15 protein-coding genes and 1 riboswitch are annotated in these 20,904 nt (G+C 40.1%); of the genes, 11 read left to right on the top strand and 4 right to left on the bottom strand.

What is annotated here, in order from left to right:
• Nucleotides 1–35: 35 nt before the first annotated feature.
• On the bottom strand, nt 36–872 hold the full coding sequence (locus tag B0183_RS05390) for a glycosyltransferase family 25 protein (RefSeq protein WP_021115131.1): 837 nt from the start codon (nt 870–872) through the stop codon (nt 36–38).
• Between the two features lie 163 nt (nt 873–1,035).
• Between B0183_RS05390 and B0183_RS05385 the strand changes: the two genes are divergently transcribed.
• From B0183_RS05385 to rlmC, 6 genes are all read left to right on the top strand, one after another.
• Entirely contained in the window at nt 1,036–1,824 is a 789-nt protein-coding gene (locus B0183_RS05385; RefSeq protein WP_021109785.1) for a glycosyltransferase family 25 protein, read from the top strand.
• A gap of 85 nt (nt 1,825–1,909) precedes the next feature.
• The gene (gene ilvY, locus B0183_RS05380; protein ID WP_078208466.1) at nt 1,910–2,797 is read left to right on the top strand and encodes an HTH-type transcriptional activator IlvY; all 888 of its coding nucleotides are present in this window, start codon (nt 1,910–1,912) and stop codon (nt 2,795–2,797) included.
• A gap of 63 nt (nt 2,798–2,860) precedes the next feature.
• The gene (upp, locus tag B0183_RS05375) at nt 2,861–3,487 is read left to right on the top strand and encodes a uracil phosphoribosyltransferase (protein WP_010787093.1); all 627 of its coding nucleotides are present in this window, start codon (nt 2,861–2,863) and stop codon (nt 3,485–3,487) included.
• Between the two features lie 104 nt (nt 3,488–3,591).
• A complete protein-coding gene (locus B0183_RS05370) occupies nt 3,592–5,511 on the top strand; it encodes an ATP-dependent DNA helicase (RefSeq protein ID WP_078208465.1) in 1,920 nt (639 codons plus the stop codon).
• 21 nt (nt 5,512–5,532) lie between these two features.
• Nucleotides 5,533–6,555 carry a beta-N-acetylhexosaminidase gene (nagZ, locus tag B0183_RS05365; RefSeq protein ID WP_078208464.1) on the top strand — a complete coding sequence of 341 codons (1,023 nt, stop codon included), beginning with the start codon at nt 5,533–5,535 and terminating at the stop codon, nt 6,553–6,555.
• Nucleotides 6,548–7,705 carry a 23S rRNA (uracil(747)-C(5))-methyltransferase RlmC gene (rlmC, locus tag B0183_RS05360; protein WP_075592892.1) on the top strand — a complete coding sequence of 386 codons (1,158 nt, stop codon included), beginning with the start codon at nt 6,548–6,550 and terminating at the stop codon, nt 7,703–7,705. The genes nagZ and rlmC overlap by 8 nt, the downstream gene beginning before the upstream one ends.
• 197 nt (nt 7,706–7,902) lie before the next feature.
• On the opposite strand, the gene lon is transcribed toward rlmC, so the two are convergent.
• Entirely contained in the window at nt 7,903–10,308 is a 2,406-nt protein-coding gene (gene lon, locus B0183_RS05355; RefSeq protein WP_078208463.1) for an endopeptidase La, read from the bottom strand.
• 146 nt (nt 10,309–10,454) lie between these two features.
• On the opposite strand from lon, the gene hflD reads away from it, so the two are divergent.
• Nucleotides 10,455–11,084 (top strand): high frequency lysogenization protein HflD, encoded by a 630-nt coding sequence (hflD, locus tag B0183_RS05350; protein ID WP_021113746.1) that lies wholly within the window; start codon nt 10,455–10,457, stop codon nt 11,082–11,084.
• Nucleotides 11,085–11,229: 145 nt separating this feature from the next.
• On the opposite strand, the gene ptrA is transcribed toward hflD, so the two are convergent.
• The gene (gene ptrA / locus B0183_RS05345) at nt 11,230–14,172 is read right to left on the bottom strand and encodes a pitrilysin (protein WP_078208462.1); all 2,943 of its coding nucleotides are present in this window, start codon (nt 14,170–14,172) and stop codon (nt 11,230–11,232) included.
• A gap of 311 nt (nt 14,173–14,483) precedes the next feature.
• Between ptrA and B0183_RS05340 the strand changes: the two genes are divergently transcribed.
• Nucleotides 14,484–15,917 (top strand): sucrose-specific PTS transporter subunit IIBC, encoded by a 1,434-nt coding sequence (locus B0183_RS05340; RefSeq protein ID WP_021118387.1) that lies wholly within the window; start codon nt 14,484–14,486, stop codon nt 15,915–15,917.
• Nucleotides 15,918–16,003: 86 nt separating this feature from the next.
• On the opposite strand, the gene B0183_RS05335 is transcribed toward B0183_RS05340, so the two are convergent.
• A complete protein-coding gene (locus tag B0183_RS05335; RefSeq protein WP_078208461.1) occupies nt 16,004–17,371 on the bottom strand; it encodes an alanine/glycine:cation symporter family protein in 1,368 nt (455 codons plus the stop codon).
• 140 nt (nt 17,372–17,511) lie between these two features.
• Nucleotides 17,512–17,613, bottom strand: a riboswitch (glycine riboswitch).
• A 216-nt stretch (nt 17,614–17,829) separates the two neighbouring features.
• On the opposite strand from B0183_RS05335, the gene hemC reads away from it, so the two are divergent.
• From hemC to B0183_RS05320, 3 genes are read left to right on the top strand one after another with little or no spacing between them, the layout of a single operon-like run.
• Nucleotides 17,830–18,759 (top strand): hydroxymethylbilane synthase, encoded by a 930-nt coding sequence (hemC, locus tag B0183_RS05330; RefSeq protein ID WP_016527703.1) that lies wholly within the window; start codon nt 17,830–17,832, stop codon nt 18,757–18,759.
• 1 nt (nt 18,760) lies between these two features.
• Nucleotides 18,761–19,519: a uroporphyrinogen-III synthase gene (locus B0183_RS05325; RefSeq protein WP_078208460.1), complete on the top strand. Its 759-nt coding sequence runs from the start codon at nt 18,761–18,763 to the stop codon at nt 19,517–19,519.
• Between the two features lie 18 nt (nt 19,520–19,537).
• Nucleotides 19,538–20,899 (top strand): uroporphyrinogen-III C-methyltransferase, encoded by a 1,362-nt coding sequence (locus tag B0183_RS05320; protein WP_021116108.1) that lies wholly within the window; start codon nt 19,538–19,540, stop codon nt 20,897–20,899.
• The last annotated feature ends 5 nt before the right edge of the window (nt 20,900–20,904 follow it).

Raw genomic sequence — 20,904 nt, 5'->3', positions numbered from 1 at the left:
CTCAAGCCTTATAGTAAAAGACTTGAGGTTTAATGTTATTCAAAAGGAATAATACTTTTCTGATTTTCTAGCTCTATCTCTTCTATTCTCTGTTTTTTGCGTTTATCTCTATTTTTATATCTATCTAATTCTTTTAGAATCTTACCTAATATACTCATTTTTTCTTTAGGCTTAGTTATAAAACGTTTTGCTCTATCTTCTTCAATTTGACTATATAATGAGCTTTCTTCTTTATTCAATTGTAGTTCTTGAATACAAATAGCAGGAGATAATTGATATATAAATAAGTTCTGATCTGATAACAATTGATTAAAAATTATTTGATCTATAGGCTTAATATCTTCTGCTTCCAAGAATTTAATTAATCTTAATAAATAATTAATTGCATTTTTAGAAATAATATATCCTGCCGTACCATAATGTTTAGATTTAAGAATACATATATTTCTACCATTAATAGGAGCGATATTTTGAGCTTTTTCACTGATTACAGGCATCAAAAATGTTTCAAAACGTACTATAAAATTATCTTGTTTAATCATAGAACCTGAAATCCAAGAATAGTCATTTAGAAAATATTCCGCATCTTCACTTAAGATAACATCATCTTCAAAAATACTAATGTAAGGCATATCTTCATCAATACACTTTTGCCATAGTAATAAATGGCTTATCAGACAACCTTTCTCTCCAACTGTGAGAACAGTGTTCTTATTTAATTGTGGCAATATATTTTCTATTATATTCTCTTTTCCTAGTGGTTGAAATGCATCAAAAAATTCAAATTTAATATTCTTAGACGAAAACTCTTTATTAATATGTGAGCGTCTTATATCAGCTGATATAAGACTAATTATATAATTAGTTACCATAAAACTCTTCCGTTAAAATAAACTTTATGCTAAGATAGCATAAAAATATGTTATTTACAAGTATGCTATATTTTAAAGTTCTTCCTTATTTCTATGATTATGGAAAAGTTTTAATAATTACTTGAATAACAAATAGAGTTAATTCATATTGAAGGAAATTATAATGGTTAATTATGTCATTAGTTTAAAAGATTCTGAAAAAAGAAGACAGCATATTATTTCTGAATTTAAAATACATAATATAGATTTTGCATTCTTTGATGCATTATACCCATCTGAGATACTTAATGAGCATATCAATAACTATCTTCCTAATTTAAAAGAAAGTTCGCTTACTGAAGTAGAAAAAGCCTGTTTTATGAGCCATTATATGCTTTTATTAAAAGGTATTAATGAAAATTATGATTATTTTACTATATTTGAAGATGATATTATCTTAGGTGAAAATAGTAATAAATATTTAAATAATTATGACTGGTTTGAGCATTTAGATGTAAGAAAAGAATTTATTATAAAATTAGAATCATTTCCTAAAAAAGTAATTAAAGGAACGCCCCGCTATTCTGTATTAGATAGAGAGATTTTCAAGTTAAACAGATCGTATGTAGGAGCTGCTGGATATATAATCTCTAAGAGAGCTGCAGTTAAAGCAGTTGAGTTAATCAAGCAATTACCACCAAATTCATTAGACGCTATTGATGAACTCTTATTTAATCATTTTATCTTAAATAAAGAACTAACTGTTTTTCAATTAAATCCTGCCTTGTGCATTCAAGAAAGATTTTATAATAATGAAGTATCAGCCTTACCAAGTTATCTTGAAACTGATAGAGCAATTCGCCTTAAGAAAATTGGTGAGTATAGAAAGAAAAAAAATATACTAAATAGTATAGCTAAAGAATTTAGAAGATTTGTTGAAAAAATTCGTAGAAGAACTGTTGAATTTAAATAGTGAAAAATATTACATATGTATTTGACATAGAAAATGATTATTTTTATGTATATTTGTATAACATTGTATGTTGAAATATAAATAAATGGACCTCCAATCCCTTAAACTTTTTTTAGACATCACTCAAACCCGTAGTTTTATTCGCACTGCAGAAAAAAACTATATGAGTGCTTCTACCCTTTCTCGCCATATTCAACGTATGGAACAAGAGATTGGGCAGCCGTTGTTTTTAAGAGATAATCGGCAAGTGATTTTGACAGAAGCGGGGGAACGTTTTTCACATTTTGCGGAGCAGACTTGGGCGGAATGGCAACAAATTCAACGACATTTTTCTCCAGATCAAACTGAATTGGAAGGCGAGCTTAAACTTTTCTGCTCTGTAACCGCTTCTTACAGCCACTTACCACGCATTTTAGCGAAATTTAGAAAACGCTATCCCAAGATTGAGATCAAATTGAGTACAGGCGATCCTGCTAAAGCACTGTATAGCGTTCAATCGTTGCAGTCGGATATTTCTCTTGCAGGGAAGCCTGAAAACTTGCCGAATAACATTATTTTTCACTATATTGATGATATTCAATTATCGTTAGTTGCCCCGCGAATTGCTTGTGCTGCAACGCAATTGTTACAGAAAACGCCGATTGATTGGCAGAATATGCCTTTTATCTTGCCCGTTGATGGGCCTGCTCGCAAGCGGATAGATCATTGGTTTAAATTGCAAAAAATTAAAGAGCCTAAAATTTATGCGACAGTGGAAGGACACGAAGCGATTGTGCCGATGGTTGCCTTGGGCTGTGGTGTTGCGTTGATCCCCGATGTTGTGGTGCAACAAAGCCCTGTGGCAAACCAGATTTCCCATATTCAATTAGAAACCCCGATTGATGCATTTGAGTTAGGTGTTTGCGTTCAGCAACGCCGTTTGCAAGAACCGATCATTCGGGCATTTTGGGAACTTTTATCTGATCTAGATTAAACTTTCTTTGCTAAATTCTGATAGAATAGCCCGATTTTTTTTAAACATAACCGGAGACCAAAAATGAAAATTGTTGAAGTAAAACACCCGCTTATTAAACATAAAATTGGTTTAATGCGTGCCGCTGATGTAAGCACTAAAGATTTCCGTGCCTTAGCAACGGAAGTTGGTAGCCTTTTAACTTACGAAGCGACCTCAGATTTGGAAACGGAAGTAGTTACCATTGAAGGTTGGAATGGTCCAGTTGAAATTGAACGTATTAAAGGTAAAAAAGTGACCGTTGTGCCTATTCTCCGTGCAGGTTTAGGTATGATGGACGGCGTACTTGAGCATATTCCAAGTGCGAGAATTAGCGTTGTGGGTATCTATCGTAACGAAGAAACCTTAGAGCCTGTGCCTTATTTCAAAAAATTAGCTAACGATGTGGGCGAACGCTTAGCAATTGTGGTTGATCCGATGTTAGCAACAGGTGGATCGATGATTGCTACCCTTGATCTTTTAAAGGCTGCAGGCTGTAAACAAATCAAAGTGTTAGTGCTTGTTGCCGCACCTGAAGGTATTAAAGCACTTGAAGAAGCTCACCCTGATATTGAACTCTATACCGCTGCAATTGATAGCCATTTAAATGAAAACGGCTATATTATCCCAGGCTTAGGCGACGCTGGCGATAAGATTTTTGGTACAAAATAGTGTTAATTTAATATTCTGAGTACAGATTATTGATGTATTTTCCATTCTCCAACTATCGTTAAATCTCTTACATGGATGTAAGATTCTTTACGTTACTTATTCAAATGAAACTATCCGAAAAAATCACCGACGCTTTTAGCCCCGAAGGCACGTTAAGCCAAAACATTCACGGTTTTCGTCCGCGAGATGCTCAGTTAGAAATGGCACAAGCGGTTGGAAGAGCCGTGAAATTTGCCAAAAGTGCGGTGATTGAAGCAGGGACGGGAACGGGGAAAACCTTTGCTTATCTTGTGCCAGCGTTGCTATCGGGCAAAAAAACGATCATTTCTACGGGTTCTAAAAATCTGCAGGATCAGTTATTTAATCGTGATTTGCCAACCATTCAAAAAGCCTTGAAATATAAGGGAAAAGTGGCGTTATTGAAAGGGCGTGCTAATTATCTCTGTTTAGAGCGGTTAGATCAGGTGATCGCAATGGGTGTGGTTGGCGATAAATCGGTGTTGGCGGATTTGGCGAAGGTGCGGAAATGGCACACGGGAACAAAAATAGGGGATTTGAGCGAATGTATCACCATTGCGGAAGATAGTCCGATTTTACCGCAATTAGTTTCGACGGCAGAAAGCTGTTTGGGATCGGATTGCCCGAATTATAAAGAGTGCTATGTGGTACAAGCTCGACGTAGGGCGTTGGAAGCTGATGTGGTTGTGGTGAACCATCACCTATTTTGTGCCGATATGGCTGTGAAAGAAACAGGCTTTGGTGAGTTAATCCCTGATGCAGAGCTGATTATTTTTGATGAAGCACATCAGTTGCCCGATATTGCTAGCCAGTACTTTGGGCAATCGCTGACATCTCGTCAATTATTTGATATTTGCAAAGACAGTAACATTGTTTATCGTACAGAGTTGAAAGATCTTGCTCAGTTGGGTAAAGCGTCCGATCATCTACAAAAAGTGGTGCAGGATTTCCGTTTGTTGCTAGGGGACGGTAACAAGCGGGGGAATTTGCGTGAAATTTTGCAAGATCCGAAAGTGATCGAAGGCTTTGCTAAGCTGAATGAGAACATTGATTTTTTAAGCGAAGTTGTGAAAAAATCGCTCGGTCGTTCAGAAACCTTGGATAAAATCTTTGAACGTTTGGCTGAAGTCAAAGCACAGTTAAAAAGATTGGGCAATACTAGTGTTGTCGGCTATTGTTATTGGTATGAAATCAATGGGCGTTCCTTCGGCTTGCACATTACGCCACTGACGGTCGCCGATAAATTCGGTGAGCAGATGAGAGCAAATCAAGTTGGTTGGATTTTTACCTCTGCAACCCTTGAAGTCGGCGGAAAGTTCGACCATTTCTGCCAGCGGCTAGGCATTGAGAATGCAGAACAGATGGTGTTGCAAAGCCCGTTTGATTATGCTCATCAGTCGTTGCTCTGTGTGCCACGTTATCTGCCGGATACCAATAAATCCCATACACTAACGGAATTGGGGCAGTTGCTCAAACCTGTGATTGAAGCGAATAATGGGCGTTGTTTTTTACTTTGTACGTCCTATTTTATGATGCGTGGTTTAGCGGATTTTTTAAGAGAACAGAGTTCGTTGAGCGTGTTGTTGCAAGGGGAAACCAGTAAAAGTCGTCTGCTTGAGAAGTTTGTTGCAGAGCCAAATAGTGTACTGGTTGCAACGCAAAGTTTCTGGGAAGGGATTGATGTACGGGGCGATGCGTTGTCGTTGGTGATTATCGACAAACTGCCTTTTACCGCACCCGATGAGCCATTGCTGAAGGCTCGAATGGAAGATTGTAAGTTGCAAGGTGGCGATCCCTTTAATGATATTCAAATTCCCGAGGCGGTGATTACCTTAAAACAAGGTGTGGGGCGTTTGATCCGCGATGTAACGGACAGGGGGGCGGTGATTATCTGTGACTCTCGTCTTGTAATGCGACAATATGGCTCAACTTTTTTGAAAAGCCTACCACCGTCGAAACGGACAAGGGATTTGGCAAAAGTACTGACTTTCTTAAAAGAAAAATAATAATTTTTACAAAGGTTTATCATGCTACTTATCGATCTTGCTGGCTACGAACTTACTCAAGAAGAACAAGAGTTACTCGAACACCCACTGGTTTCAGGACTTATTCTCTTTACACGCAATTTTCACGATAAAACCCAATTACAAGCTCTAGTTAAATCTGTCCGCCAACGAGTGAAAAAGCCATTATTAATCACCGTCGATCAAGAAGGCGGTCGAGTGCAACGTTTCCGTGAAGGATTTACCAAATTGCCTGCAATGCAATCTTTTTTACAATTAGACCGCTTGCAACTAGCCCAAGAAGCTGGCTGGCTAATGTCCGCAGAAATGTTTGCATTAGATATTGATTTAAGTTTTGCCCCTGTGTTGGATCTCGGGCATTGTAGCAAGGCAATCGGCGATCGCTCGTTTGGGGAAGATGTAGCCACAATGCTACCTGTCGCTGAAGCCTTTATTGACGGTATGCGAGAAATCGGTATGGCAGCCACAGGCAAACATTTCCCAGGTCACGGTCACGTTATTGCCGATTCTCATCTTGAAACGCCCTTTGATGATCGCCCAAAAGAAACGATCTTCAATCACGACATTCAGCCGTTTAAACAGCTGATCGCCAAAGGAAAATTATCGGCGATTATGCCTGCTCACGTTATTTACACCCAATGTGACAGCCAACCTGCCAGTGGTTCAAGTTACTGGCTAAAAGAGATTTTACGCAAACAGTTGCAATTTAACGGCGTGATCTTCTCTGATGATTTAGGAATGAAAGGGGCTGGTTTTATGGGGAACTATGTAGAACGAAGCGAGAAAGCCTTACAAGCAGGTTGTGATTTATTACTACTCTGCAATGAGCCTGACGGTGTGGTGCAAGTGTTAGATAATTTGAAATATCAACCTACCCCAACACAGAAAGAACGCTACTTAAGCCTAATGAAACGGAAGCAAATTAGCTGGTCGGAATTAACCGCCAGCCCACGTTGGCAACAGGCTCATCAACAACTTGTTACACTTCAAGATCAATGGTTGGAATGGAAAGCCCAACATGCCTAAACTCAACTGCCACCATTTTGAACAGAACCGTTGCAATTCGTGCCAATGGCTTCATAAAAGCTACACCGAACAGCTAGCAGAGAAAAGCGCTGATCTCAAGCGGTTAGTTTCGCCTTATCTTTTGCAAAGCACAGAATTTTTACCGGCGGTTACATCGCCGTTGGCACATTTTCGTAACAAAGCCAAAATGGTAGTCACAGGCAGTGTTGAACGCCCGATTTTAGGGATTTTAAATGAAGAGGATTTAACGGACTGTCCGCTCTATCCGCAAGCCTTTACGTCACTTTTTCCTATTCTGAAAACCTTTATCGGACGGGCTGGGCTTGTGCCTTACAACGTGGCAAAAAAACGGGGCGAACTCAAATACATCTTGATTACCCAAAGTCAGCATAATCAATCTTTGATGATCCGCTTTGTGTTAAGAAGTGAGCTAAAACGACCGCTTGTTGAGCGTGAATTGCCGATGTTACTGGCTCAACTGCCTGAAAAATCGGTGGTGAGTTTGAATATACAACCGAAACATTCCGCCATTTTGGAAGGTGAACAAGAGATTTTTCTGACGGAACAGCAAGTGTTAGAAGAACGCTTTAATCAAATTCCACTATTTATTCGTCCGCAAGGATTTTTCCAAACCAATCCAACGGTCGCCAGCCAACTTTATCACACTGCTCAAGCGTGGATAAAAGCATTGCCGATTACCCAACTATGGGATCTGTTCTGCGGTGTTGGGGGCTTTGGGCTACATTGTGCCCACACATTACAAGCCAATAATCCGAATGTCGCACTTACAGGCATTGAGATTTCTGCCTCTGCCATCGCCAGTGCCACAAAATCCGCCCAACAACTTGGCTTACAAAATGTCAAATTCGCTTCGTTGGACTCGGCTCAATTTGCCTTGAATGAACAAGGAACAAAGCCCGATCTTGTGATCGTCAATCCACCAAGGCGGGGAATCGGAAAACCGTTAGCCGAATTTATCAATCAACTCGGCTCACCCTACTTGATTTATTCTAGTTGTAATGCAGAAACAATGGCAAAAGATTTTGCCTCACTCAGCCATTATGAACTCAAAAAAGTCCAACTATTCGATATGTTTCCCCATACGGCACATTATGAAGTTTTGACGTTTTTAGTAAATAAGATTATTTAGATAGTAGAAATTCAAATTTTGCGTAGAGCGATTTTCTAATTTTGAAATTGTTTGGCATAGTTTACAAAATGACTGCTAAAAAACGGCTTAAAGCCTATAATACCGTATAGTACAAGGCTTTAAACCATTTTTAGCAGAAAATTTGTCTATTACACTCTAAATAATGAGGCATAGTCACCTTAGCTAGTATCAACTATTTATTGCATAGCCGGACGAGCCTTTGTTTTCTTCACTTTAATTGATGGAATAGATTTTGACACAATCTCAATCCCTTCAGGTGGATTTTGTAATGCAATTGCCAACACTTCATCAATGGTTTCGACAGCGTGAATGGCTAGAGCTTGTTTTGCATTTTCAGGGATTTCTTCCAAGTCTTTTTCATTCTCTTTTGGAATAATCACAGTCTTAATACCACCACGATGTGCCGCCAACAATTTCTCTTTTAAGCCACCGATTGGCAAGACTTTACCACGTAAGGTAATTTCACCCGTCATTGCAACATCTGCACGCACTGGATTGCCCGTTAAGCTAGAGATTAATGCAGTACACATTGCAATACCTGCACTTGGGCCATCTTTCGGCGTTGCACCTTCAGGAACGTGAACGTGAATATCACGTTTTTCGTGGAAATCGCTCGCAATACCTAATTTTTCAGCTCTTGCACGCACGACCATCATTGCCGCTTGAATGGACTCTTTCATCACATCACCAAGAGAACCTGTGTAAGAGAACTTCCCTTTACCAGCCACAGAAGCGGTTTCAATCGTCAATAGATCACCGCCAACTTCCGTCCACGCCAAACCTGTCACTTCGCCGATACGGTTCTGGCTATCCATTTTGCCGTAATCAAAACGCTGTACGCCCAAGTAATCTTTTAAGTTTTCTTGGATAACGGTGATCGATTTGAGCTTCTTATCCATCACTAACGCTTTTACCGCTTTACGACAGATTTTCGCAATCTCACGTTCAAGGCTACGCACCCCAGCTTCACGGGTGTAGTAACGAATAATGCCCAAAATCGCACTATCATCAATCACAAGTTCACCAGCTTTCAAGCCGTTATTCTCTTGCTGTTTCGCAATCAAATGCTCTTTAGCAATGTGCATTTTTTCATCTTCCGTATAACCCGAAAGGCGAATAACTTCCATACGGTCTAACAATGCAGGTGGAATGTGCATTGAGTTTGATGTTGCCACGAACATCACATCAGATAGATCGTAATCGACTTCTAAATAGTGATCGTTAAAGGCTTTATTTTGTTCAGGATCAAGCACTTCCAGCAGTGCAGACGCAGGATCGCCACGCATATCTTGTGCCATTTTGTCGATTTCATCGAGTAAGAAAAGCGGGTTCTTCACGCCAACTTTTGCCATTTTCATCATCAACTGTCCCGGCATTGAACCGATGTAAGTACGGCGATGACCACGAATTTCCGCTTCATCACGCACGCCACCTAATGCCATACGCACATATTTTCTGCCTGTCGCATTGGCAATCGACTGACCCAGTGACGTTTTCCCCACGCCCGGTGGCCCAACTAAGCAAAGGATCGGACCTTTGAGCTTGTTCAAACGGCTTTGTACCGCAAGGTATTCCAAAATACGTTCTTTAACACGCTCTAATCCGTAGTGATCTTTATCCAACACTTCTTGAGCTTTTTGCAAATCTTTCTTCACAACAGACCGCTTATGCCACGGCATTTGTAAAATCCAGTCGATATAGCTACGCACAACTGTCGCTTCAGCAGAACTTTGTGGCATTGCTTTCAGCTTATTAAACTCGCTATCCACCTTTTCTTGTACTTCTTTTGGTAATTTTGCTTCAGCAATTTTCTCTTTGAGCTTATCTAATTCACTCTGTTCCGCTTCTTCTTCGCCACCCAGCTCTTTACGAATTGCCTTAATTTGCTCATTCAAATAATAATCACGCTGATTTTTTTCCATCTGCTGTTTTACACGGTTACGGATACGGCTTTCGGTTTCCATTGTGTCCATTTCCGTTGCCATCGCTAACAACAAAGCTTCAAAACGAGCAATAAGATTAGGCTCTTCCAACAACGCCTGTTTTTGTTTTACCGAAGCAATCAAATTTGCAGACATCGTATCTGCCAAGCGGTCTTCAAAGGTAATTTTTTGCAATTTCGGCAAAATTTCTGCAGGGACTTTTTTATTGCTTTTAACGTAATTTTCAAATTCGTTGAGTGCAGTTTTGGCAATCGCTTTTAACTCTTCGTTATCATCTTGATAATCAGAAGGCATCGAGGAAACGCCAGCCCAAAAACCACTTTCATCATCACGAATATGTTCAATTTTGCCACGCACTTGACCTTCCACCAGCACTTTCACCGTGCCATCTGGAAGATTTAACATTTGGATAATATTCGCCATCACCCCGACATCATAAATATCTTCTGCCGTAGGATCTTCTTTGTTTGGATCTTTTTGTGTCACTAAAAACAGTTGTTTGTTGGTATCCATCGCTGCACGCAAGGCTTGGACTGACTTTTCACGTCCAACAAATAACGGCATTACCATATAAGGAAACACAACCACATCACGCAGTGGAAGTAATGGTAATTCAATAGGTTTCTTTTTTCTTGCCATTGGATTGCTCTCCTAAAATAGAATTTGTACATTATGGGGGTAGATTTAGGAAATACAAGGGGAAAATGCAATAAAATAAAAGCGTTCAAAACTTAATGAAAAAATGCTATATTCCCAGCTAATTTTGTAAATTTTTTTTCAAGAAAATGGCTCACTATCAAGATATTTCCATCGCATTAGCTGGCGTATGCCAGTCTGCAAGCCTTGTTCAACAATTTGCTCATAAAGGCTTTGCGGATCGTGATGCATTTAGACACTCTCTTTCTAGTTTACTTATTACCCAACCTGACTCAACACTTGATGTTTTCGGGGGCGATTTAGCTCATTTGAAGCAAGGGTTAGAAACCGCATTAGCTCAATTTGGTGGGGCGAATGGGAAACTTGACACAGAAATTGGTCGCTATTGGATCAGCATATTAGCGTTAAGCCAAAAGTTAGCTAAAAATCCCCAAGCAAAAGCGAATTTAGCACAACGTTTGCAACAACTTGAACGCCAGCTTGCTCTCTATGATAACGATATTTTACACGATCAGATGATTGCGAACATTGCGAGTATTTATAGCGATATTATCAGCCCACTGGGTTCTCGCATTCACGTTTTGGGTATGCACGATTACCTCTCTCGCCCTGATATTCAAAATCGGGTAAGAGCGTCGCTATTGGCAGGTATCCGTGCAGGGATTTTGTGGCAACAAATGGGCGGTAGCCGTTGGCAATTTTTCTTTTCACGCCGTAAGCTATTAGAACATACTCGACAGTTATATAAATCCTTTTAATTAAAGAGTAGTATCCGTAATAATATTAAAATGGGCTCGTTGTAAAGAAAATTTCCTTCTTCCCAACACTTTGGTAACTATACCTATCTTACAATGGCACATGTTTTACTTAATCAAACATGTGCCATTAAAGGCTTACAAAACACTAATACCGCTTAATCTCAAACCCCTTCTGCAATGCTTCCACACTCTCAACCTTCTCAAAGCCTTTTAGTTCTGCGACTTGGCTAATTTTCGGATTTTTACCAACGGCTTGGCTGGCAAAAACAAAACCTGTTTGGTCGATAATGGTCTGCTGATAGAAATCAAGAATATCTTGTTTAGTGAGCTGTTTAATCAATTCAATCAATTTTGCCTTATGGTCAAACTGCCCGTTGCCTCGTGAAAAATCGGTGACAAATTCAGCAAATTCTTGATCTAAGGACTCTGGCTTATGTTGTAACACTTCAAGTAGGCTTGCTCGATATTTTTCAAACTCTTCGGTACTCATTGCGTTGAGTTTAGCCAAACTTTCTTTGAAGAAGCGTTCATTATGTTGCATTATCTCTTTTGGTGAAGCCGTCGGGCTTTGTACCGAAAATTGCAAGCCTGATGTTGTGCCGATACGGGTGTTATAGGCGTAAACCACATAACCTAGCTGTTTATCTGTACGCAGATCATCAAAATACCAACGTGAGAGAATATCTTTTAATAAACTGGCACGGCTTAATCCCTGTAACTCATCATAACCTTTTGGAAAATAGGCGATTGTTAAGGCGTTATCTTCGTGAGAAATCTGTTTAATATGATTTAGCTTGCGTTGGCTCTGATTAATGTCGAGATAACGTCCTAAATCAATCTGGCTATTTTGATTGTTAAAGACCGTTTCGACTTCTGTTGCAATCTGTTTCACTTGGTTATCTGAAAGATTTCCTACCGCAAGAACGCGTAATGATGTCGCTTTGTTCAGCAATTTTTCACGCATTTGCTGAATATCTGCCAAGCTGATCTGTTCGATCATTGCTCGTTGTTTTGCCATTTCAAAATAGGGATAACTGGAGAAACGAGTAATTACCGCATTTGCTTGGCGTAAAGCATTCTCTTTTTCTGCACGATCTAAGGCTTCAAGATAACGCTGTTTCGCTTGAGCTAAGGTATCTTCACTTAACGTAAATTGTTGGAATAACACCATTTTATCTTTCAGCAATTTTGCTAAATTTTGGGTGTAACCATCCGCTTGTAATACAACGCCATTTTCTGCCATTGATACACTCGCACTCATTCCTGCAATAGAGGCTTGGAAATCAATTTTGTTCTGGACTAAATCACTCATATAGCCAAGCAACGTTGCACTGACTGATTGTCTGAGATCTTCTACTTTTGGCGTAATGCCTAACCCTAATGAAATTTTAGCTTTTGGCTCGTTACCAAAATAGTGGCTTGGCATTGCATAGATTTGCGTGCCTTGTTCTGCTTCAATCAGTTGCGGTTTTAAACGAGATTTATCGCTTTCATTTAAGCTGAAATCCGTTGCAAAGTATGGGTTCAACGCAGGCAGTTTAAGCTCAGGATTTTGGCTAAAATTGAGCCATTTTGCCTTTTGTTGCTCGCTGATTTTATGCACTGCATAAGGTGCTTCAAAATATTTGGTTTTTTTATCGGTTTTCGCTTTATCATCAACGAGCAAAATACGCACGTTGGCTAAGGTCATCTCTGCAAGTTTTGCATTGATCGCCTGCGTATCCATTTGTTCAATGGCATAAGGCTGGTCGATGATATTTTCGAGCGGATAACTCATCATTTGGCTCACCAAATCGGCAACATAGTTGCCACTTTTTTCCGTCTGAAGATGTTGAAACTCTTGGCTTAAGCTCTCTTTTAGCTCATCAAAATAGCTCTGTTGAATACCTGCTTTTTTAACTGCTTCAATTTGCTGAAAAACCAACGAGATAATTTTGTCTTGTTCTGCTAAGCCTTTGTCAGTCAATTCAATATAAAAGGTAAAATCGCCACGGTTGCGACTAACATCATTATTCGCTACTGATTGAACACCGCTGTCAGACAGTCCTTGTTTAATCAAATAATCGGACAATGTGCCGTCAGTATTATTATTGAACACATAAGCGAGATAATCCCCTGTTTTATGCTTAAACTGAGCTTTATCTTCAGGCATATCAAAGGAAATTGCTAACATCTTGCTGGGTTTCACTGGTTTATAATGGATCATCACCGATTTATCTTCTGCACGGAAAAATGGCATATCCACCGTCGGCGCGGTGAGCTTTTTATTTTCAACCTTACCTAAAGTCTGTTCTGCGAGTTTTGCTAGTTTTTCAATCGGTTGATTAGCATAAAGCACCGCTTTCATTAAGTTTGCAGAATAGTATTGTTGATAAAATTTCACTAATTCATCTTGTAACTTACTCTCGGCTTTATCGGATAGAGTGACATTATTCCCAACGGCAAATTTAGTAATCGGGTGGTTAGGGTTAGCGGTAGCAAGATTAACATCTTGCATTAAAAAGCCATCGTTGGATTTTGCTCGCACCATCTCCGCATTAACCGCATTCACTTCTTTTTTGGCATTCGCTTCGGACAATAGCGGTTGTGCAAAAGCATCAGCAAGGCGAGCCACCGCTTCATCAAAGGCGTTGTTATTTACTTCAAGATAATAAACGGTACGATCTGACGCAGTAAAGGCATTATTGTAGCCCCCGTTTTTCGTTAAAAAGCCATCTAAACTGTTGGTTTCAGGAAAGGCTTTTGACCCCATCAAAATCATATGTTCTAAATAGTGAGCCAAACCTTGTTGCTTAACTGGGTCGTCCATTGAACCGACAGGCAAACCGACAGACATTAGCGATTTATTTGCTTTGTCATCTGAAATCAGCAATACTTCCATTCCATTCGCAAGGCGAATACCTTGATAGATAGCTTTATCCGTTGGGCTTTTATTAATGGTTGTTTTGATTAGTTCAAAGCCTAACTGCTGTTGAGTATTTGTGATAATGGTAGGTTGGGTCGCAGAATTTGCAAAAACAGGCAAGGAAGCCACCGCTCCTAAGCCTAAGATTAACGATAAACTGTAACTTAATAATGATTTTTTCATTGTTTCTCCTGTTCTATAGAAAAATAGAATCAACTTCTACATAAATTAGAGAAGCATTTTAAAAATAAGTTCCATATTTCCTAAAAAATATATTTGTTCTCTCTAATTTGTAACACTGAGAATATTCAATTATAACAAATCCTTCATATGCTATCAGACGCATTATTCTCATAGTAGCTAAACTTGCTAAAAATGTGATCTAGATTACAAAACTAAAACGTTTTAGCAAAATTTGCTTTCTTAGCTAAACCGTTTTAGTTAAAATGCCACTGTTTAATTTTTAGTATTTCTATACACAATAGGTGGTAACTATGAACTTTCCTCAAATCGCTCAACAAGTGATTGATAAACTCGGGGGCAAAGATAACATCTCTGCCGCAGCACACTGTGCAACCCGTTTGCGTATGGTGGTTAAAGATGAAACTTTAATCGATAAAGAAGGCATTGAGAACATTGAAGGCGTTAAAGGTCAGTTCTCGGTTGCAGGTCAATACCAAATTATTTTTGGTTCTGGCACAGTAAATAAAGTTCACGCTGAATTGACGAAAATCTTAGGTATTGGCGATATGACAACATCTGAAGTTGCTAGTACTGGTGCTGACAAACAAGGTTTCTTACAAAGCGTTGTAAAAGGTTTAGCGGATATTTTCGTACCTATCATTCCGGCTATCGTCGCTGGCGGTTTGTTAATGGGTATTCACTCAATGCTTACTGCAAAAGGCTTCTTTGCAGAAGGTTTGAATGTTGTTGATATGTACCCAGGTATTGCGGATTTAGTGGACTTAATGAACACTTTCGCAAATGCACCATTCGTGTTCTTGCCAGTTCTTTTAGGTTTCTCTGCAACCCGTAAATTCGGCGGTAACCCATTCTTAGGGGCTGCACTTGGTATGTTATTAGTTCACCCTGCATTAGCAGACGGTTGGAACTATGCATTAACCCTTGCAAATGGCAAAATCCAGTACTGGAATGTACTTGGTTTAGAAATTGAGAAAGTAGGTTATCAAGGTACTGTTATCCCTACTTTAGTTTCTGCGTGGGTATTAGCAACTTTAGAGAAAGGCTTCCGCAAAGTTGTTCCTTCATTCTTGGATAACTTAATCACGCCATTATTCTCATTATTCATTGCAGGTTTCTTAGCGTTCACTATCATTGGTCCATTAGGTCGTGAAGCAGGTTCATTAATCTCTGCAGGTTTAACTTGGTTATACGATAGCTTAGGCTTTGTAGGCGGTGCGATCTTCGGTACATTCTACGCACCAATCGTTATCACAGGTATGCACCAAACCTTTATTGCGGTAGAAACACAATTATTAGCAGAAGTGGCGAACACTGGCGGTACATTTATCTTCCCTATCGCTGCAATGTCTAACATTGCTCAAGGTGCAGCGTGTTTAGGTGCCGCATTCGTGATGAAAGATGCGAAAGTGCGTGGTATGGCTGTTCCATCAGGTATCTCAGCATTATTAGGTATCACAGAGCCAGCAATGTTCGGTGTGAACTTACGTTACCGTTATCCATTTATCGCAGCAATGATTGCAGCGGGTACATCAAGTGCATTTATCGCACTATTCAATGTAAAAGCAATCGCATTAGGTGCAGCAGGTTTACCAGGTATTCCATCAATTAAACCTGAAAGCCTTGCGATGTACTGTGTTGGTATGGCAATTTCAGCGTCAATTGCATTCGTTATTACCGTAATTCTAGGTAAACGTGCACAAGCAAAACGTAAACTAATTGATTAGATTATAATAAACGGGCTGTATTCCCTTAATACAGCCCGTTTCACATAAGACTTTAAATTCCTATAGATATTTAAAATCTATCATAACTACTCCACCAACCCTTTCTTCAATCTCTCAAAATAACTTCTGGTTTCTTCAATCACAACGTGGCGTAAGCCGATCAACGCGACTAAGTTAGGGAATGCCATTAAGCCGTTTACAATATCTGCAATTGTCCAAATCGTATTGAGTTTGATAAATGGTGCAACGGCAATCAGCATAATGAAGATCAAGCGGTAGAATTTAATTCCTTTGGTGCGTCCGCCTGTCAGATAGACTAAACAACGTTCGCCGTAGTAACACCAGCCTAAAATTGTGGTGAATGCAAAAAATACAAGGCTGATGGTGACAATCATTGCTCCGATAGAGCTTGCTAAACCTTCTGAGAAAGCTGAGTTAGTTAAAACCGCCCCTTGTGTCGGACCTGTCCATACCCCCGTCAATACAATCACTAAGCCTGTCATTGAACAGACAATAATGGTATCAAGGAATGTACCAGTCATTGAGATCAACCCTTGACGAACAGGCTCTTTAGTATGTGCAGCCGCTGCGGCAATAGGTGCAGAGCCTAAGCCCGACTCGTTAGAGAATATCCCACGAGCAACCCCAGCTTGAATAGCTTGTAAGACGGTAAAACCAATTACACCGCCTAATGCAGCTTCGGGGTTAAAAGCGGCTTTTACGATAAAGACAATGGTATCTGGCACCTTATCGGCGTGAAGCACTAAAATCAGCAGGGAAGCCCCAACATAGCTAATCGCCATAAAAGGCACGATCACCATTGAAATTTTTGAGATACGTTTTACACCGCCGAGTGTAATTGCCGCAACGGTAAGCGTTAAGATAACGGCGGTAATGCTAATCGGAATGTTGAACGTATCTTGTAATGATGTGGTAATTCCATTGACCTGAGGGAAAGTACCAATACCAAAGAGAGCCACCATTACCCCAAATATCGCAAACAGTTTTGCCAGCCATTTCCATTTCTGTCCCATACCCATTTCGATATAGTACATCGGTCCGCCAGCAATATAGCCGTCTTTATCTTTGCCTCTGAATTTCACCGCCAATAGACATTCGGCATATTTAGTTGCCATACCAAACAGGGCAATGAGCCACATCCAGAAAATTGCCCCTGGTCCTCCAGTTTGAATAGCAGTGGCGACCCCGACGATATTACCTGTGCCGATAGTGGCGGCAAGTGCAGTGGCTAATGCACCTAAAGCAGAAATATCCCCTGATTGATTATCGCCTTTTTCTGATTTGAACATATAAGAAAAGGCTCTAGGTAAGTGGAAAAATTGCAGTAATTTAAGTTTAAGGGTGAAGTAGATCCCCACACCTGAAACTAATAACAACAGTGGTGGTCCCCAAACGATACTATTTATTGAGCTAAGAATGATGTCAATTGACATAAATAATTCCTCGTAAAAATAACTTACAAGGAAAGAAAAGCAATAAGACAAGCGGAATGATGTGATGAATTTTTTGCGTGTTTCAAGGATACCTGACACAAAAGCAATAAATATAATCCCACCGCTTGAAATGATGGTTACTTTTCTCCCCTGTCCTTTTGCCTGAGCGTTTCGCATTCATTGCTTTCGCCTTCGGCGTCCATTTTCTGCTATGCAGAGTGGATCTCTCCAAGGGTTCGTCCAATAGCTGTCCTCGCTGTCGCACCTGAAAGATTTTACCTCGTCGGTGTAGGGTTATTCCCCACTCTCCAGCTATCTTCATCCGAACTGCTTTTTTAAAGCGTTGCGAATTTTAATGTTTCTTTTATTGTCGTCAAGATCACTGTTCAATTTTTTTGGCAAGAAAGGGCAAATAGTGGTAGGATAACGGCTATCTTTATTTAAAGAAAAGTAAACGAATGAAAGAGATTTTACGCATTGCTACTCGTCAAAGTCCTCTAGCACTTTGGCAGGCAAATTTCGTTAAAGACGCATTAGAACAGCGTTTTCCACAATTATCAGTCGAGCTGGTTACAATGGTAACAAAAGGCGACATCATTTTAGATACACCGTTAGCAAAAATCGGTGGAAAGGGCTTATTTGTCAAAGAGTTAGAGTTAGCCTTACTCGAAAACCGAGCAGATATTGCCGTCCATTCAATGAAAGATGTACCGATGACTTTTCCTGAAGGGCTAGGGCTTGCGGTCATTTGTGAGCGTGAAGATCCAAGAGATGCGTTTGTATCTAATCACTATGCAAACCTTGAAGCCTTACCAGCAGGGGCTGTTGTGGGGACATCAAGCCTACGCCGTCAATGTCAGCTAATGGCAAAATATCCGCATTTACAGATCAAATCCTTACGAGGCAATGTCGGAACTCGCCTGAGCAAATTAGATAATGGTGAATATGATGCGATTATTTTAGCTTCAGCAGGCTTAATCCGCTTAGGCTTAAGCGAACGTATCCGCACCTTTATCCCTGTAGAAACATCACTACCAGCCTGTGGGCAAGGGGCAGTTGGGATTGAAACCCGTTTGAATGACGAGCGAGTGTTAGCCTATCTTGCAGAGTTAAATCACCAACCGACCGCTTACTGTGTACAAGCAGAGCGAGCAATGAACAGTCGTTTACAAGGCGGTTGCCAAGTGCCTATCGGCGGTTTTGCAACATTAACAGGTGATGAAATTGAATTAAATGCCCTCGTCGGTTCATTAGACGGTTCAACCATTGTAAGAGCGTCAGCAAAAGGCAACATAAAAGAGGCAGAGAAATTAGGTGTTGAAGTGGCAGAAGCGTTACTTGCAAAAGGGGCTGATCACATTTTAAAAACCGTTTATCAAAGCGAATAGTATGAATGTTTTAATTACACGTCCCGATCATCGAGGGCAACAATTAGTTGAAATGTTGGCAGAACAGCAAATTTTTGCCATTCATCAACCGCTGTTTCGAGTTGAAGCAGGGGCGGATTTGCCGACCTTGCCAAGCAGTTTATCTCGTTTAAATTCGGGGGATTATGTTTTTGCCGTGTCAAAAAATGCCGTTGATTTTGCAACTGAAACCTTAAAGCAAACGGGATTTCACTGGCGAAGTGATTTACTCTATTTTGCCGTTGGACAACGTTCGGCAAACCATTTCGCTTCCCAAATTGAACAAGCGGTACGTTACCCTATTCAATCAGAAAACAGTGAAGGGCTACTGGCACTGCCTGAAATGGCTCAGTTGTCTGGAAAAAATGTTCTGATTTTACGCGCAGATACAGGGCGAGAATTTTTTGCTGAACAGGCAACTTCACGAGGTGCTGAAGTGCAGATCCTCGAATGTTATCGCCGTACAATGTTGGCGGATAATTTAAGCGAACAGATAAGCCTCGCAAAACGAGCAGGAACAGATACCATTGTCGTGACAAGCGGTGAGATTTTAACCACGTTTATCGAACAGACCGCAGAAGCGGATCTGCCTTGGCTCTACCAATGTCGTTTAATTGTGGTTGGCAAACGTATCGCCACACTTGCCCGAAAATCAGGCTGGAAAAGCGAACAAATTCAAATTTCAATGAAAGCGGATAATCATAGTCTGCTGGAAACAATACTCAACTGTGGGAAATTTTAACTAAAATAGGTGAACATTATGTCGAAACAGAGCAAAAAGCCAAAAGCGGTTGAAGCAACAGAAAACGTTGCAGAAAACCTTGAGCCAGTCGTGACTGAAGATGTGAAAGTCGATGTAGAACAAGCGGTAGTCTCTGAGCCAGAAATGGTAAAAGAGACAGAGGAAGTCACCGCTATTGATCCAAAAACTGAAGAAGAGGAAAAACAAGTGGAAATTGCTCAACCTATTCAATCAGAACAACCAAAACAATCATCAGGGGGAAAAGCACTCTCTCTGCTGGCTATCTTGATTGCCTTAGGCGTGGGGGCAACAGGGTATTTCTTCGGCAACCAAAAATTTGCTCAACTTGATACACAAATTCAAGCATTACAAGCAAAAGCAACCCAAAATCAACCCGAACAAACAGTTGCTGAAATCCCTAACTTTGATGAAGAAAAAGTCAAAATTGCCAAACTTACTCAAGATTATCAACAATCATTAGATAAAATTGCACAGTTAGAGAATGCACAAACGGCTTATACTCAGCAAATCAACGCCCTACAAAGCCAAATTCAAAAATTAGGGGCGACACCAAAAGCAGACCAAAGTGAATGGCTATTATCTGACGCTGATTTCTTACTTAACAATGCCTTACGCAAAGTAGTGTTAGATAACGATATTGATACGGCTCGTAGCTTGCTTATTGAAGCGGATAACGTATTAAGCCAAGTGAGCGATAATCGAGTTCTTAACATTCGTGAAGCGATTAAACAAGACCTCAGCCAACTTGCTAGTGTAAACAATGTTGATCAAAATAATTTAATGCAACGATTAACGCAATTAGCGAATTTGCTTGATGATATGCCGATGATCGACAACACGGCGGAAGAAGAAAGTGTTGACACAGGCGAAGTGAGTAACTCAGTGCAAGACTGGCAACAAAACCTAGAAAAAAGTGCGAACTCTTTCTTAAATCACTTTATCCGCATTAGCGATAAAGCGACGGCAAAAGAGAAAGCTTTTGTTGCACCAAATCAAGAGATTTACTTACGAGAAAATATCCGCTTACGTTTACAAATTGCGATTTTGGCAATCCCACGTCAGCAAAATGAACTCTATAAACAATCGCTTGAAGCAGTTAGCACTTGGGTGAGAAGTTACTTTGATGTGCAGAATGAACAAGTCAAAACCTTCTTAAAAGAAATTGACGAGATGATTGAACAATCTATCTACATTGACGCACCAAATCGCCTGCACAGTTTAGGCTTATTAGATCAACTGCTCAATAAAGCCCCTAAACCGATTAGCAAAATTCAGTTGGAACAAGACAAATCCCTTGAGCAAGCAACACCAGCTCAAGAAACACCAACCGAAGCAAAACCTGCTACAGAGCAACAATAGGAGAT

This window comes from Glaesserella parasuis, from assembly GCF_002015085.1.
Taxonomy (GTDB): Bacteria; Pseudomonadota; Gammaproteobacteria; order Enterobacterales; family Pasteurellaceae; genus Glaesserella; species Glaesserella parasuis.
Note: the sequence above shows the minus strand (reverse complement) of the source record. Positions and strands in the feature narration are given on the sequence as shown.